Source organism: Armatimonas sp. (assembly GCF_031410135.1).
Taxonomy (GTDB): Bacteria; Armatimonadota; Armatimonadia; order Armatimonadales; family Armatimonadaceae; genus Armatimonas.
In genome coordinates, this window is record NZ_JANNYP010000238.1 from 1 (window position 1) to 15,047 (window position 15,047).

The 15,047-nt window shown below is 58.2% G+C and carries 15 protein-coding genes; 7 read left to right on the top strand and 8 right to left on the bottom strand.

The window, feature by feature from the left end; translation table 11 throughout:
• The first annotated feature begins 56 nt into the window (after positions 1–56).
• From RMO15_RS08485 to RMO15_RS08505, 5 genes are all read left to right on the top strand, one after another.
• Positions 57–833, top strand: coding sequence for a hypothetical protein (locus RMO15_RS08485; protein ID WP_309710573.1), 777 nt, complete (start codon positions 57–59; stop codon positions 831–833).
• Positions 830–1,369 carry a GDSL-type esterase/lipase family protein gene (locus RMO15_RS08490; RefSeq protein ID WP_309710576.1) on the top strand — a complete coding sequence of 180 codons (540 nt, stop codon included), beginning with the start codon at positions 830–832 and terminating at the stop codon, positions 1,367–1,369. Before RMO15_RS08485 ends, RMO15_RS08490 begins: the two co-directional genes overlap by 4 nt.
• A gap of 5 nt (positions 1,370–1,374) precedes the next feature.
• Positions 1,375–2,511 (top strand): serine hydrolase domain-containing protein, encoded by a 1,137-nt coding sequence (locus RMO15_RS08495; protein ID WP_309710581.1) that lies wholly within the window; start codon positions 1,375–1,377, stop codon positions 2,509–2,511.
• Positions 2,512–2,673: 162 nt separating this feature from the next.
• The gene (locus tag RMO15_RS08500) at positions 2,674–3,951 is read left to right on the top strand and encodes a PQQ-binding-like beta-propeller repeat protein (protein WP_309710584.1); all 1,278 of its coding nucleotides are present in this window, start codon (positions 2,674–2,676) and stop codon (positions 3,949–3,951) included.
• Complete coding sequence (locus tag RMO15_RS08505; protein ID WP_309710587.1) at positions 3,952–5,967, top strand: DUF5916 domain-containing protein; 2,016 nt, start codon at positions 3,952–3,954, stop codon at positions 5,965–5,967. It abuts the gene before it with no gap.
• A 32-nt stretch (positions 5,968–5,999) separates the two neighbouring features.
• Here the strand turns inward: RMO15_RS08505 and RMO15_RS08510 are convergent, their stop codons facing one another.
• A complete protein-coding gene (locus tag RMO15_RS08510) occupies positions 6,000–7,049 on the bottom strand; it encodes a serine hydrolase domain-containing protein (protein WP_309710589.1) in 1,050 nt (349 codons plus the stop codon).
• 401 nt (positions 7,050–7,450) lie between these two features.
• Here RMO15_RS08510 and RMO15_RS08515 point away from each other — a divergent pair, with 401 nt between their 5' ends.
• Positions 7,451–8,797: a hypothetical protein gene (locus RMO15_RS08515; RefSeq protein WP_309710592.1), complete on the top strand. Its 1,347-nt coding sequence runs from the start codon at positions 7,451–7,453 to the stop codon at positions 8,795–8,797.
• Positions 8,798–8,854: 57 nt separating this feature from the next.
• Here RMO15_RS08515 and RMO15_RS08520 read toward each other — a convergent pair whose 3' ends face one another.
• The 7 genes from RMO15_RS08520 to RMO15_RS08550 all read right to left on the bottom strand — a co-directional run bounded on the left by RMO15_RS08520 (position 8,855) and on the right by RMO15_RS08550 (position 14,327).
• Positions 8,855–9,715 carry a hypothetical protein gene (locus RMO15_RS08520; protein WP_309710603.1) on the bottom strand — a complete coding sequence of 287 codons (861 nt, stop codon included), beginning with the start codon at positions 9,713–9,715 and terminating at the stop codon, positions 8,855–8,857.
• The gene (locus tag RMO15_RS08525; protein WP_309710612.1) at positions 9,716–10,375 is read right to left on the bottom strand and encodes a zf-HC2 domain-containing protein; all 660 of its coding nucleotides are present in this window, start codon (positions 10,373–10,375) and stop codon (positions 9,716–9,718) included.
• Entirely contained in the window at positions 10,365–10,886 is a 522-nt protein-coding gene (locus RMO15_RS08530; RefSeq protein ID WP_309710615.1) for an RNA polymerase sigma factor, read from the bottom strand. Before RMO15_RS08530 ends, RMO15_RS08525 begins: the two co-directional genes overlap by 11 nt.
• Before the next feature lie 63 nt (positions 10,887–10,949).
• Entirely contained in the window at positions 10,950–11,285 is a 336-nt protein-coding gene (locus RMO15_RS08535; protein ID WP_309710619.1) for a translation initiation factor Sui1, read from the bottom strand.
• Between the two features lie 37 nt (positions 11,286–11,322).
• The gene (locus RMO15_RS08540) at positions 11,323–12,084 is read right to left on the bottom strand and encodes a hypothetical protein (protein ID WP_309710621.1); all 762 of its coding nucleotides are present in this window, start codon (positions 12,082–12,084) and stop codon (positions 11,323–11,325) included.
• Between the two features lie 3 nt (positions 12,085–12,087).
• Complete coding sequence (locus tag RMO15_RS08545; protein ID WP_309710624.1) at positions 12,088–13,293, bottom strand: ParB/RepB/Spo0J family partition protein; 1,206 nt, start codon at positions 13,291–13,293, stop codon at positions 12,088–12,090.
• Positions 13,294–13,385: 92 nt separating this feature from the next.
• Positions 13,386–14,327: a hypothetical protein gene (locus tag RMO15_RS08550; RefSeq protein ID WP_309710627.1), complete on the bottom strand. Its 942-nt coding sequence runs from the start codon at positions 14,325–14,327 to the stop codon at positions 13,386–13,388.
• An 85-nt stretch (positions 14,328–14,412) separates the two neighbouring features.
• Between RMO15_RS08550 and RMO15_RS08555 the strand changes: the two genes are divergently transcribed.
• Positions 14,413–15,047, top strand: a 635-nt coding sequence (locus RMO15_RS08555; RefSeq protein ID WP_309710630.1) for an FAD-dependent oxidoreductase, incomplete at its 3' end; no start/stop codon positions are given.

A 15,047-nucleotide genomic window follows, 5' to 3' on the forward strand; every position in this document is an offset into this window, starting at 1 on the left:
TAAAACAGATAGAGCAAGGGCGCCCGAGAATTATTCAGAGGCTCCAAGGGAAGTAGATGCCCACGATAACCGTCGAGGGCCGTGAGCGCTCTTATCTCCTTGAGGTGCCTAAGAACCCCCAAGGGCTAGTGCTGGTCTGTCATGGCTTCGGCGGAAGCGCGGAAGACATGCGCGGCTGGGCGGGTTTCTCCAAGATTCTCGATGCCCATCACTTCGTCTTTGCCTACCTCGATGGCCTCCCGGATGCGAAAGGCAAGCGCAACTTCCAGGTGGAGTACCAGTTCCAGGACCCGAAGATAAACGACGTCAAGTTCGCCCAGCAGCTTGTGGCCCAGCTTATCAAACAGTACAAACTCGATCCCAAGCGGGTATTCTCCACCGGAATGTCCAACGGCGCGGATTTTAGCTACTACCTGGCGCGGCAAACCAAGCCGATTGTCCGCGCCATCGCGCCGATTGCCGGCTGCATGATGGTCGGTTGGGACAAGACCCTCACGGCCAAGAATCGCATCCCGATTATGGAGGTTCATGGCACCAAGGACACCGTCACGCTCTGGGACGGCGACCTGCAAAACCGCGACGGCTGGGGGCCTTACTACGGCACCGAAGCCGTCGCCGCGCACTGGGAAAAGTCCCTGAGCCTCACCGAGCGCGTGGCCAAAACCAGCGGCAAGCTCACCCGCACTCGCTGGTGGACAAAGCGCGACAGTACGGAGTTCGTCCTCTACACCCTAGACGGCGGCGGCCACGACTGGCCCGCGCACCTCGAAGACCCGAAGCGCAGCCTCGCGGAGGAAATCCTGCTATTCTTCCAGAAGCACAGCAAGAGATGAAACCAACGGTTCTCGTTATGGGAAGCTCAATCTTTGAGCAGTGGATGTGTGTCCAAAATGCTGTGCCAGGCTGCCATGTGGTCAATCGCGCTATCGGGGGAACCGTCACCGCATTTTGGGCCGAGCACCTCGCCGCAGTGCTCGCCGAGGAGTCGCCCGATTTTGTGCTCTTCTACTGTGGCAGCAACGACCTCAATGCTGAAGTGAGCGATGCGGCTATTGTCGCCAATGTACTGGCCTGCCGCGCGACGCTAAAGGCGCTCGTGCCACACGCAAAACTGGCCTACTTTGGGATCATCAAAGCGCCGCAGAAGCTCGGCAAGTGGGAGCAGATCGAGGCGATCCATGCGCAGCTTGCGCAAGGCTTGCTTCCTAGTGATCTCTACGTTGAGAGCAACGCGGTCTTCTTTTCTGACAACGCACCAGTCGAGCATTTTTTTATTGAGGATGGCCTGCATCTCACCGACGATGCCTACGCGGCCCTCACAGACTACGCCCAGCCTTTGCTGGCGGAATGGATTCGAGACTCAAGGTAATGGCTATGGATAAGTCTTTCACGAAAGCAAAACAAGAGCTACAGCGTGCCCTCGCCGCAGGCGAGCTTGTCGGAGGCGTGCACCTAGTGATGCATAAAGGCAAGGTGATTCATCTGGAAGCTGTCGGGCTACGCGACCGTGAGGAGAAAAAGCCCTTCACGGCGGACACGCTCGTGCGGATGTACTCCATGACCAAGCCCATCACATCCGTGGCGGCGATGATGCTCTGGGAGCATGGCAAGTTCCAGCTCGACGATCCCCTTTCCAAGTACATTCCCGCGTTTGCCCACTCCACCGTTATGGACGGGAAGGGCGGACGTACTGCCCCCAAGCGCCCCCTCACGGTGCGCGATCTTTTTCGGCACACATCGGGCTATAGCTACGGCGACGGCGACCCGGCGATCGGGGTGGCGTTCGCCAAAGAGGGACTTCTCTACCGCCCGCCGGTTGGGATGCTGCCGCCCAAGCTGACCATTGAGAAAGCCGCGGAAGCGCTTGCCCGTGTCCCAGCCCTCCACCACCCTGGCGAGCGCTTTACCTACGGCCTCAGTGTGGATATTCTCGGGCGGCTGATCGAGATATGGTCCGGCAAGACTCTAGATCGCTACTTCCAGCAGGCCATGCTGGGGCCGCTCGAAATGCGTGATACGGCGTTTGTCGTGCCCAAAGACAAGCGTGCTCGGTTTGCCTCGTGCTACACGGGCCAAGACAGCAAGCTCACGCTTGTGGATGCGGCTGCGACCAGCCCCTACAACGAAGGCTTTGAGTTTCTCGGCGGCGGCAGTGGCCTCGTCTCCACAATCCTCGACTACGCCAAGTTCTGCCAGCTGGTCGTGGACGATGGAGTACACAAGGGCAAGCGCCTCCTCAAGAGCGATACCCTCAAGCTGATGTTCACCGATCAGCTAAACGGGGTTGGCGGAGCGTTTCGCTTCGGCCTTGGGTTCGCCCTGGAAGACGTGATGATTGGCTCCGGTTCGGGAGCACGAAAAGCGCTACGGGGCTCCTGGGGCGGCTATGCGAACACGGACTTCAATATCGTTCCCCGCGAGAAACTCTTTCATATCTTTGTCCAGCAACGGGTTCCCAGCGCCCCTGGCCTGGGAAATCGGCTCGCGACAATGGTCTACCAGGAGCTATGAAAAAAGACCTAAATGCTGTCGTGATCGGAGCTGGGCCGCCCATGTCAGAGAGTTCGTCGCCGATATTTGTGGCGAGGCACACGCGCCCTACCTAACCTTCCGTGATGGTTGGCGCTACCAAGAGGCCATCGAGGCAATCCGTCTAGGAGCGGAAAGAACGTTATGCTAAAAATCATACAGACAACCCACTGGCCGCAGTTTCGTGGCCCCAACGCTGCCGGAGTGAGTACAAGCACTAAGCTGCCCACACGCTGGTCGGCGACGGAGAATATTGCCTGGCGCACCGCGCTCCCCGGAAAGAGCTGGTCATCGCCGATTGTCTGGGGCGATCGAGTCTATGTGACGGCTGTCGTGCGCCCCGGCGAGGGCGAGAAGCCGAAAAAGGGCCTGTACTTTGGCGGCGAGCGGCTGGAGCTCCCCAAAGACGAGCACTCATTTAATGTGATTTGCCTGAGCCTGACGACCGGCAAGGCGCTCTGGGAAAAGACCGTGTTTCGGGGCGCACCGACCACGACTGTGCATCTCAAGAACAGCTACGGCGCGGAGACTCCCGTGACGGATGGTGAGCGGGTCTACGCGCTCTTTGGTGGACTCGGGGTGTTTGCGCTGGATGCCAAGTCCGGCAAGGAGCTCTGGTCAAAGAAGCTGGAGCCACGCAAGACACGCTTTGGCTGGGGCTACGCCGCCTCGCCAACTCTCCACCAAGGCCGCCTCTTTCTGCTCAACGACAACGACGAGAGGGCGGAGCTGCTGGCTCTCGACGCCAAAACGGGCAAGCCCCTCTGGCAAGTCGAGCGTGATGAGAAGAGCAACTGGGCGACGCCGTTTGTTTGGCAGAGTGGCTCGCGCACCGAGCTGGTGGTTCCTGGCACACGCGCCGTTCGTAGCTATGATCTCAACGAGGGCAAGCTGCTCTGGTCGCTCAAGGGGATGTCGAGCATCGCCATTCCCACCCCGATGACCGGCGACGGCCTGCTCTTTGTCAGCTCGGGCTATGTCGGAGACCAGCTACGGCCTCTCTACGCCATCCGCCCCGGAGCCAGCGGCGATATCACGGGAAGCGCGACGGTAATCGCGTGGTCGAACCCGACCGCCGGGCCGTACAATCCGTCGCCGCTCTACTACGAGGGCCAAATCTACGTGCTCTATGACCGGGGCTTGTTTAGTGCTTTTGATGCCAAGACCGGCAAGCCACTCTACGACCGAGAGCGCCTCCCGATTGGCTCCGGGTTTACGTCATCGCCCTGGGCCACCAATGGCAAGATCTACTGCCTGAGCGAGGACGGTGTCTGCTACGTGCTCAAGGCAGGGGATAAGTTCGAGTTACTTCAAACCAACCGCCTCACCGATGACGACATGTGCATGGCCACGCCCGCTCTTGCCGGAGATCGTCTGCTGATCCGAACCGCCAACTCGCTCTACTGCGTGAGAAATAAATAAATGATGCCGATCACTCCCGCCGTCGTCCACGCGGCCCCTACCCAGCGCCAGAACTTCACGCTTCCGACGACGAAAACGCCGCCCAAGATAGATGGCGACCTTTCGGATGCGTGCTGGAAAGATGCACTCAAAGCTGGGGAGTTTGCGCGGTTTGGCAGTAGCACGCCTGTCAGTCAGAAGACCGAGGCATGGGCGACCACCGATGGCAAGACGCTCTATGTGGCGTTTTATTGCTACGACACCCAGCCCGAGCAGATCCGTGCCAGTGAGACGCAGCGCGGCAGCGGTGCGGTCTACGGCGACGACCACATCACCGTGCTGATAGACAGCCAGCACCTGCATCGGGGGCTCTCGGCGTTCTCGATCAACCCGATTGGGACGCTCTACCACACGCTGGAAGGGGGCACAGCAGACAACATCACCTGGGCGGGCGACTGGAAGGGCGTGAGCAAGCGAGTCGCGGATGGCTGGGTCTGTGAGCTGGCGATTCCCTTTGGCCTGATGCGCCACCCGGCCAAGTCCAAGGTCTTTGGGATGCAGCTGATTCGCGCCATGACTCGTGAGAGTAACTTCACCATCTGGCCCGCCGTGCCCTCCGACAGCCAGTCGCTCTCGCTGCTCGCACAGACGGCCCCAGATTTCCAGCTCGCGCAGCCCATGCCGGATATCGCCCCCAAGCCCGTTTTTCTACCCTACACGTTTGCCACCGCCAAGCCCAGCGGCCAGAGCGGGCGCGTCGGGATGGACATCAAGTATCCGTTTTCCACCACGCTCACGGGCCTGATGGCGATCAACCCGGACTTCCAGACCATCGAACAGAACGTCGCCAGTGTTAACTTTTCCTACAACGAGCAGTTTGTCGCGGATCGTCGCCCATTCTTTGCGGAGGGCAGTGAGTTTCTCCCCAACCCCGAGCTCTTCTACTCCCAGCGCATCCAGCAGTTCGACACCGGGGTGAAAGTCGTCGGGCGAGACGGTGCCACTTCCGTGGGGCTCGTGGCCTCGCAGGCGCGGAGCACTAAGACCGACCGAGACAACATGGCTGTCTCGGTGAAGCAGGCCCTTGGGCTCTACAGCGAGGTGGGAGTCTCTGCCACCGCGGACAATCTCTACGGCATCGTCGCCAACCGGGTTGCGGAGGCACATGGCACCTACGGCTGGATGGCCAAAGACCGTCGCAATACCGCCTATCTGCGCCGCACCCAGACCTGGCTTGGGGCGCAGCCCAAGGGCAACGACAGTGTTCTGTACCTCAACAGCAGCTCCACCAACGGCAAGCCCAGCTACACCCTCATTCAGTCCCAGCTCTCGTCGGACTTTGTCAGCACCATGGGACTTGTCCAGAACCTGGATCGCAAGGGCTGGTCAGCCAGCTCCAGCCTGCGTAACCAGTTCGACAAAGGCCCTCTTTTCTCCTACGACTTTAAGCTCGACTACAGCCAAGCCGATCGCCTCACCAGCGGAGATTTTTTCTACGAGAACCTTGGCAGTAGCGTCAGTCTTCAGACCCGCAAGGGCAACAGCCTCTCGCTGGATGCCAGCCAGGGCCGCCGTCAGGACAGTGTCACCAAGCGCTTCGAGGATTTCTCCAGTGGCATCGGGTTTGGTTGGAACCAGCGCACGCTCTTTCAGGGCGGCGGCCTGCGGGTGGGTCGCGGGCGGCAGGGCGGGCTCCCGACAACCGACCTCAACTTCGGCCAGAGCTTTCTGGTCAGCAAGCCGATCTCGGTGAGCACCAGCTACAACCAGCAAAAGCGCGGCACCACAACCACGCGCCAGGCAATCGCCACGGGTATCTATCGAATCGACACCCTCCGCACGCTCTCCGCACGAGTTCTCTCACAAAACGGCAGTGGCAACGCCGCCAATGTTGGCGCACGCAACGGCACCAACTTCTACCTCGCCTACACCCAGCGCTCCCGTGCCAATGGTGCGGACATCTTCGTGATTCTTGGTGATCCTAACGCCAATAACACCCGAACTCAGGCAACCGTGAAGTTAGTGAGGCCCTACTAGAGGGCAGGGAGCCCATGGGGGGAAATCGTTACTTAGAATCCGACTGTCTTAACGAGTTCCCCACCAACACTAAGTGATTCTTTAATGACATTTTTATAGATTTTATTTCCATTGTCCCCATTCGTAAGAACGACAACGCCACATTTGCTTTGAGGGAGAAGAACTACCACTGTCCTCAATCCCGGATCGTCCCCTGTATGAACAATAGCATATTGGTCCTTACTTAAATTATTGATAATAAACCAGCCTAATCCAGCAGATAAAGAGCCGAACACTTTCCTTTGAGAGGTACTCATTTCTTTGTAAATATTTTTAGATAGTCCTGCCCCGTTAAGAACATTTATTGCAAATTTTGCATATTCCTCGACGGTTGTTACCAACGAACCCGCTGGGCTATAGTGATATTCAATATCATCGAGAGTTGTCGCCAGATGTGGTGTCAGGTCTAGTTTTTGCTCAAACTCCGGTTTTAGCGGATCACCATTTTCATTATGAGGGACAGCTAACAACGACCGATCGAGTGAGCTATCCCAGACAAGGCGCGTCTTTTTCATGCGAAGAGGAGTAAATAAAAGATCGTTCGTGATGTCTTTCCAGGAATTTCCAAGCTTTTTTTCTATCGCACGTTTCATGTAGACGAATCCCTCGCCTGAGTATTGGTACTTAGTGCCTGGTTCAAAACTGAAGCTTAATTTTTTCGAGGGGGTATCCCATCTCCAGTTAGGAAATCCTGTTTGATGGCTTAATACAAACCTCGTTGTAAGTTTTTTAAGCCGTATATCATCTTTGACATCATTATCTATCCAGTAGTGAAAGAGGGGTTCGTCCAAATCCCATTTGCCTGCACTCACTAATCGTAACACGGTCATTGCAGCAATGGGCTTCGTCAGTGAGCAAACGTCAAAAAGTGTATCTTTGGGCGCGATAGTGTCTTTTTGGAGCTCACCAAAAACTTTGGCAAGTTTCAGTTTCCCCTTTTCAATGACGGCAACTCCAACCGTTGGAACATGATTTTCTGTCATCCAAAGAGGGAGTTTTTCTTGGAAGTCCAAGTTGATTTTTTTATCGTCTGCGATTTTCATTATAATTAATAAATCCTATTAAAAGACACTTGTAGCTACTCTATAAAAGAATTCTACAGGAATCTGTTTCCGAGGGCAAATCACACAAGATCAGACCCCGTGCAAGGAGAAGGCTAGCAGCACCGCCACGGGGGCAAGGTGCAGGACAAAAAAGTGGTGAGGTAGAACCTCGTTTTCCAGGCACAGCGAGGGGTTGAAAATCCCTCGCTAGAGGCGCTTCGCGCCGAACGCCCTGCCGGGCGGGTAAATCAACGCCTCCTCGTCCGACAGGACGTTCCGCCGAAGGCGTTCAGCGAGGAATTTTCAACTCCTCGCAGGTATTAGCCTCACCACTTTTATGTCTTGCACCCACGGGGACGTGGCGCTTTGATCTCCCTGCTATTGCGAGCTATACTATACCCATGAGTACGCCCTCGACCAATCCCGCAGGCCCCTGGCCGCGCTGCCCCGAGGCAGCCGCTTACTTCCATGAGCTTTTTGCCGATTTCGCCAACCAGAACCCGCTCATCGCGCAGCTCGCACAGCGCTTTGCCGACGAGGCAGGCGTGGACATTCTTGCGCTTGTAGACCACTGGATCTTGCCACCAAGCGACGGCCTGATCGAAAAATGGGAGGCGCTTGGCCTCGTCAAGACCACGCTCCCCGAGGGCGATGAGGTCTGGGAGCATCCGGGGGCACGCCTGCCCCGGCTTCGGATCAAGGCCAAGCGCACGACGCCGTGTTTAGCGCTAGGTGTCGAAAATATTTCCGAGTTTGCGGCGAAAAACGACCTCGCGATTGAGGCCTGCCACGGCGACGACGACTCGGGCTACCAGTGCGCTCATCTCACACTGCCCCACGGCGAGCTGATGCCCATCGTGCGTATCGGCTACCAAGGCTTTGCGCCGCAAACCCGTCCTGACGGATTAGAAGCCGTACGTACGGATTTTGCCAATCGCCCCCGCACCGATGACGAGGCCGTGAGCATTGCCGCCGCGCAGGAGCTTTTCGAGAAGCACGTCAAGACGCTGGGGCTGGGCCGCGCTACTGAGGAGTTCTTCGCCGCAGAGCGTGCCTACTACCTCGCCCGCAACACCGCCGCACGCTGGCAGTACGCCCGGCAGGAAGCGATTGGGATCGGCTGGGCCAACCACGACCACCACACGTATCGGTGCTCCCGCGCCGCGTTTCCCGCGCTCATCCGGCTCTTTGTCGCGATGGGCTTTCTCTGCCGTGAGCGCTTCTACGCGGGAGCCGAAGCAGGCTGGGGGGCACAGGTTCTGGAGCACACCGAGAGCCGCGTTGTGATCTTTGCCGATGTGGACATCGCCCCCGAAGAGCTAGACTTGGACTTCGCCTCGGTTGAGCTAGCTCCCCGCACAACGCTCGGGACTATCGGCCTGTGGTGCGCCCTGCATGGCTCGTCAATTGCCAAGGCGGGGATGCACCACATCGAGTGCGAGTTTCTCTGCCAGCGCGTCAAGGACGACGCGATTGCTGCCGGATTTGGCGTCATGGCCCCCTTCACTGACCTGCCAATGCTCTGGCAAGCCTTCACGGTCGGGGAGCCCTGGCAGGTGCCAAGCGAGCGCCTCGCGCCTTTAGTAGCTGCCGGGCAGCTCACGAGCGAGCAGGCCGAAAAATTCGCCACGGTCGGGGCACTGGGCAGCCATCTCGAAATCCTCCAGCGCTGGGAGGGGTTTAAGGGCTTCAATAAAACCGCCGTCAGCAACATCATCCGCGACACGGATGCCCGACTGGCCCCCTAACCCCCTCTGCCTCCCCCTTCCTTAGGACAGGGAAGGGGGCCGGGGGGATGGGTTCGGCTACTCTCTACCCTTGGTGAGTTTCTCACTTTTCTCGGCTTTGGAGAACGTTACGATTGTCTTCTCCCCTTTTTTCGAGACGCTCATGCTCAGATCTGCTGTGGCGCAAAGCGCTTCTAGCGCCGTCTTGATCGGGACGTTCTCAAAGGCCAGGGTCTTGCTAATGCTAGGCACAGTGCTATCAATCGCATAGATCAGCCCCGCTTGTTTGCAGAGATCCTCAATGAGTGCCTTAACATCACGTGGGCTGGTCGCGTCGGCTTTTACTTGTGTATTTGGTAAGAACCCCATGTCCAGACCCGCCATTGCCATACCAAGCTCGGCACCTCGTGCGGCTTGTGCTGCGATAGCCGGTAAATTTATCCCAAGGTTAGCCAGCATGTCCAGTTGTCCCACCGTATCGCGTAGCTTGACAATATGCACCATCACCGAGTCGTCAATTTTTTCTGCCCACCAGCCAATTCCGAGCGCCTGGCAGAACGAGTCGAGCACGCGGGCCGCCGATGCCTTGGTGAGCTTCATGTTCAGTGCCCGCTGGGGTAGATCAAGCTCTCCGTTACCAAAAGGATAGAACGCGGGATCAATATCGTAGTCGGAGCCGATCTGCTTGATGAGTATCTGAAACGCCTGCTGGGGATCTGCCCCCGTGAGATCCAGATCTACCTTGATCTTCTCCAGTGCCTCACGCGCTTGTTTGGTCGTCTTATCTTTGCAAGAAACGGGGCGATTGTTTGGCGTTGGCGCAAAAGCTTTCTGGAAAAATTCAGGAGCCTCAGCAGGGAGAGGGGCTAACTCTTGCCCGAAAGCGACAAACGGAGTGAGCAGGGCAAAGCCTGCGAGTAAGAAGGAAAAATTTCGCATTTATTTAGTCTCTTTCTGTAGAGCGACCACATAGGCCGCGGGGATGGTGGATTCAATATGGATGGTGCCACCCTCGTCATCTTTATCGTTTAGGACGATAGTGACAGGCTTTGGCAGGGTTATAGCGGAGGCGACGATAATCACCTGCTCAGGATCTTGCGCTTTCGTCGGCAATGCCTTGACAACCGCCAGTGGTCGGTGGTAGGTTTTGGTTTTCCGCCGCGCCACGCGACGTACGATTTGTTTTCGAGGTGTTTTAGGCAAGGACTCTTGAGCGACCTGGGTAGGTTGCGCAGTCGAGGGTTTCGACGGTGGCTTGACAGGCTCGTGTGGGGTGATTTCTGGGGATGCTTCGGGTGTCGCTTGCATCGGACGAGGACTCTCGGACACGGGAGCACGTGCCACGAGAAACGCGGCGACGGAGGCAAGTGCCAGGGTTGCAAAGACGGGGCGGATGAGCCCCAGAGGCCGCCGGATGGGCTTACGCAGAGGCTGAGGCAGAGGCGAGATGCCCTTTAGCTCCGCACTCAGCGCCTCCAGCTCTACCATTTCTTTTTGGCAGCTTGGACAGCGCGCCAGGTGCTGACGCACGCGCCAAGCGGAGAGGCCACGTAGCTCACCATCGGCGAGGGCTTCTAGTAGTAGCGGGTTACAGGGCATCGCCCAGCTCCTTTCTGAGGCGCTGCCGCGCGGTGTGAAGGCGCGACATCACAGTTCCTATGGGGATTTCCAAGAGGGTTGCGATCTCCTTATAGCTTAGCTCCTCCCAGGCCAGCAGCACGAGCGGGGTGCGCAGGTCTTCGGGAAGCTTTTCGAGGGCGCTCTGGGTGCGCCTCAAGGTGTCGGACTGAACGGCACGCCGCTCGGGGCCAGCGTCGGTAGTGTGTGTCTCATTTTCTAAAGTAACGCTCTCCCGTCGGCGCTCCCGGTGACGCAGAACAACATTGACGGTGATGCGGTGGAGCCAGGTGGAAGCCGAGGAGAGCCCACGGAAGCGCGAGAAGCCCTCCAGTGCCCGGATGCTGACCTCTTGCGTGAGATCATCGGCCTCATCCCGGCTGCCTGAGAGCGCCACGATCAGCCGCCAGACCCGCTCACGCTCCTGCTCCCAGAGCCGCGCAAACGCCGCATGTCGCCGCGTCTCGTGGGCTTTCTGAGGACTCCAGGCCATTTCATACTCCATCGCAAGCTTAGATACGCCAGAGAGAAACTTATTCGGGGAAACGCAAAAAAACTATCCGCCCACGCGCTTGACTTTGTAGCCCTGCGCCGTGAGTTCCGTGATGACTTTGTCGCGGTGGTCACCCTGGATCTCGATCACGCCGTCTTTGAGCGTGCCACCGGTGCCACAGCGTTTCTTGAGGAGGGTGCAAAAGGCAGTCAGAGCGGTGTCATCGAGGGGGAGGCCGGTAATGGTGGTGACACCCGCGCCTTTGCGGCCCTTGGTCTCGCGGCCCACCCGCACAAAGCCATCGCCCACCGAGCGAGCCGGGGCGCGCTTGCACTGGCAGGGCGACTCGCTGCACCCGGGGCACAGACGACCTTTTTCGGTGGAGTAGACAAGTCCCACAGGGAAACTATATCACAGCTAAAAATCAGACCACTGCCTAAGCCGCGTCTTTTTCCTGACCCATTCCAAGAAGCTTTCGTGCCGTGTCGTCTCTTAGATAAGCGGGAAGCTCTGCACTACTGCCCTCGGCGGCACTCTCTTCCGAGCGCAAGTACGCCTGAAACTCATCAAAGAAGGCAATCACTCCCGTGAGGTTGTCCACGCGCTCTCGTCCCGCTTCATCGAGTGCGTTGTAGTTCGCATTGGTCTCGTCCACTAAGATGCGGAGGCGGTTTAGCTGCTCATGGAGCCGATCCATCTCCTCCGCAACATGACGGCGGAAGCTCTTAAGCTCCTCGCGGCTGCGGTTAAGATGCAGATTTAAGGAGACCATCTTCTGGGCCGCATCACTGACAACTAAGTGCCCCGCATTAGAAAGATCGTCGGTGACGACTGCAATGGCTTCCTGCATCGCTTGGCACCGTCGGCGTGACGTTACCCCAGACGGTAGCTCTACCAGCACATCAATGGCCTGCTCTGCCGTGAACGGAACCTGAGCTAAGATTGCCCCACGATAGACCACGTCATCATTGAGAGAGCCATCGGTTCGCAGTGCCGCGTTCAAGTCAGGCGGTGTGAGAGGGTCTATCTTGAGAACTGGCTCTGGAACGACAACCGCAACCTCAGGCTTTGGGGCAAGCTCGGGCTTTGGGACAAGCACCGACGCTGGAGCGATCTGTACCTCAGCATCGTCCATGCGGACTTCGATAAAACTGGAGGTGATTGCCTGACGTAGTTTTGCGCCGATTCCCATAGTCACTTCCTAAAACTTTCTGAGCCCTGCGCCACCGCCCCGTGCCTCACCCGCAACGGGTAGGCCCTTGGGAGCGAACTTGGGACGGTACTCCACACAGCGATACGACAGCGAGGTCTCACGCGGCGTCTCTGCCTCTTCTGCCGTCACTTCTTTGGTAAAGATCGAGCAGCGGCCATTACCCGCGTCGTAGTTTCCGCAGTCCACACAGCGACGCAGCACGGTCCAGCAGATCGAGCAACGCACCGCTCCTACCAGCTCGATGCGGCCACAGAGCGGGCAGTGGATATAGACCTCACGGAAGCCATAGTCTTTCTTCTCCAGCGCCTGACGCACTTTTCCGGTGAACGACTCGATAGACTTGGTCATCTGTGTCAGGGAGGCCAAAAGATGATTCATCTCCTCCACCGAGATAAACTCGACAATGCGGCTATCGAGCGTATCGGTGAGCTCGTTGAGCTTGCGATCAATGCCTTTTAAATGATCTTTGGCGGTCTGGCTCTTGTAGGGCTTGGCTTTCTCCTCGCCCGCCTTAAACGAGCGGATCATCTGGTCGGCGACGGAGCCGGTGACCCTTAGGAATATCTCTTTTTTGGTCGGGTACTGCTGGATCGCACGGATGATCTGGTCCAGCGCCCCCACTCCCATCTTCTCCGCCTTGATCTTTTCCACCAGGCGAATCTGGGTCTGAGGGTCTTTGTTGATGGTTAGCAGAGCGCGGGCGTGTCCTTCGCCGAAGACCGCGATCGCTCCAGGGCGGGTAATCAGCTCCGCCTGAATGACCTCAGGAAGCTCTAACAGATCCAAAGAGCGGCGCAGAGTTGTGTCCGAGACCCCGAGCGTCCGCGCGGCTTTCTCGTAGGACATGAACTTGAGCAAGCTCTGAATGGCGCGGGCTTTCTCAATCGCGTTGAGATCCTCGCGCTGGAAGTTCTCCAGAAGCGCATCGGCGGCAGCATCCTCGTCGTTCATCTCACGGATGACAGCGGGGATGGTCTCCATCTGGGCAAGCCGACTCGCACGGTAGCGCCGCTCCCCCATGACGATCTCATAGAAGCCTGGGTATTTTTTGTGCGGGCGAACCACGATGGGTTCAAGGACACCTCGCTCTTTGATTGAGGCGGCCAGCTCTTCCAGAGACTCCTGGAAAAATGTCTTACGAGGCTGATCCTCCGCAGCACGTATTTTATCTAGTGGTAAAAACTCAAACGACATCGAAGCAAGGCTCCCAAGGGTTTTTGGCCCTATATGGTCTATATGGTCGGGAACCTGGCAAAAATCCTTAGGCTGACGGCCCGCCTTTTTTGCTAGTGCCGTCGCGTAACCCCAAGAGAGATCATGACATCCGGCGTGTAGCTCGTCGTGTGAAAAGGCGTGATATTTTCCGAGAACGCGGCGTGCCAGAGAGTGCCCGGCGCGGCTTCGTGCCAGGCTCCAAAGCTCATCTGCGTGCGACGACTGCTACCGCCTCGTAGGTCATGCAGGAAGGGGAAGGTCGTGTCCTCACTCTGAACCACCAGAGTCGTGCGATTCGTGGTGCGAAACTCGGCGGCAAAGACACTCCCTATCAACCAGCGCGAGCCGCCCGAGAGCTCCCCAACCCGCGTGGTTCCCTGCCGCACCAGATTCAGGTTCCCGTGCAGGCTCCAGCGAGGCGTGAGCTGAGTCTGTCCGAGGAGCCCCACTCCCAGATCCACCGCGCTATTATCCAGAAACTGGCCTCGTCCCGCGACCGGAACCTTTACGACCACGCGCGCCGTCAGACCGGGCCGAAGTGCCCGACGTGCCGTGAGCGTGACATTGCTCAGAGCCACCGCCGTGCCATTGCGCTCCAAAAGGGGATCTGTGTCTTTGATGGCAAGACGTGCCTGTCCACCGGGGAGCGTGCTAAAAAGTGGGTCGTTGAAGGGAACAACATTGTCATGCCAGAATTTAACGAGAGGATCCAGAAAGCCACCTGAGCGCTGCACCAAGCTCGCCTGCCAGCTCCAGTCGCCCCAAGACGCGCCGTAGCTCTCCCCCAGCCGCAGGTTCTGCACCTCGGAGTCGTCGTAGATAAAGCGGCTCAGGGTTCCGTGATAGATCGTGTTATTACCAATATCCAGCCGTAGCCGCTGCTCCCGCTGCCCCCGCAAAAGCACCCGTGCCTGCTCCGGCTCCAGCAGAGTCGCCACACCACTCAGGCTGGTCTGGTACTTCACCGGAAGGGGGCCATAGAAAGCAGGAGGCTCGGACAGAAGAGGCAACATAGCCAAAAGTGTACCCTGCTTTCCCCTCCCACCCGAAGGGCTTGTTATTGGGGGAGGGAGGGGAAACGCAAGATACAATAGCACTATGAAAGTGATCGTGGTGGGGGCGGGGCTGGCGGGGCTGACGTGTGCGCGCTTGCTCCAAAACGCAGGCGCGGAGGTCGTGGTCTATGAAAAGTCCGATGGTGTCGGAGGGCGAGTGCGTTCTGACTCTTTCGAGGGCTTCACACTGGATCGGGGCTTTCAGGTCTTCTTCACCGCCTACCCCGCCGCCAAGCGCCAGCTCGACTACGCCACACTCGACCTGCGGGCCTTCTCGCCCGGAGCGCTGATTGCCCAAGGAGATCGCCGCCATGTGCTTGCTGACCCCTCGCGCGACCCGGATAGTCTCCTGCCCTCCGTGCTCACGGGAATCGTGACGCTAGAGGACAAGTGGCGCACCTGGCGGCTCTCGGGGGAAGTAGGGGCAAAGCCTATGAGCGCACTCTTAGACGGCCCCGACGAGACCACGGAGCGGTTCTTAAAGCGCCGGGGCTTCTCACCGCTCTTTATCGAGAACTTTATCCGTCCGTTCTTTGGCGGGATTTTTCTGGATCGGAGCCTACAGACATCGGCGCGGGTCTTTCAGTTCTGCTGGAAGATGCTCGCTGAGGGCGATGCCACTCTTCCGGCTCGTGGCATGGGCACAATCGCCCTGCAGCTGGCTCAGGGACTGGACAT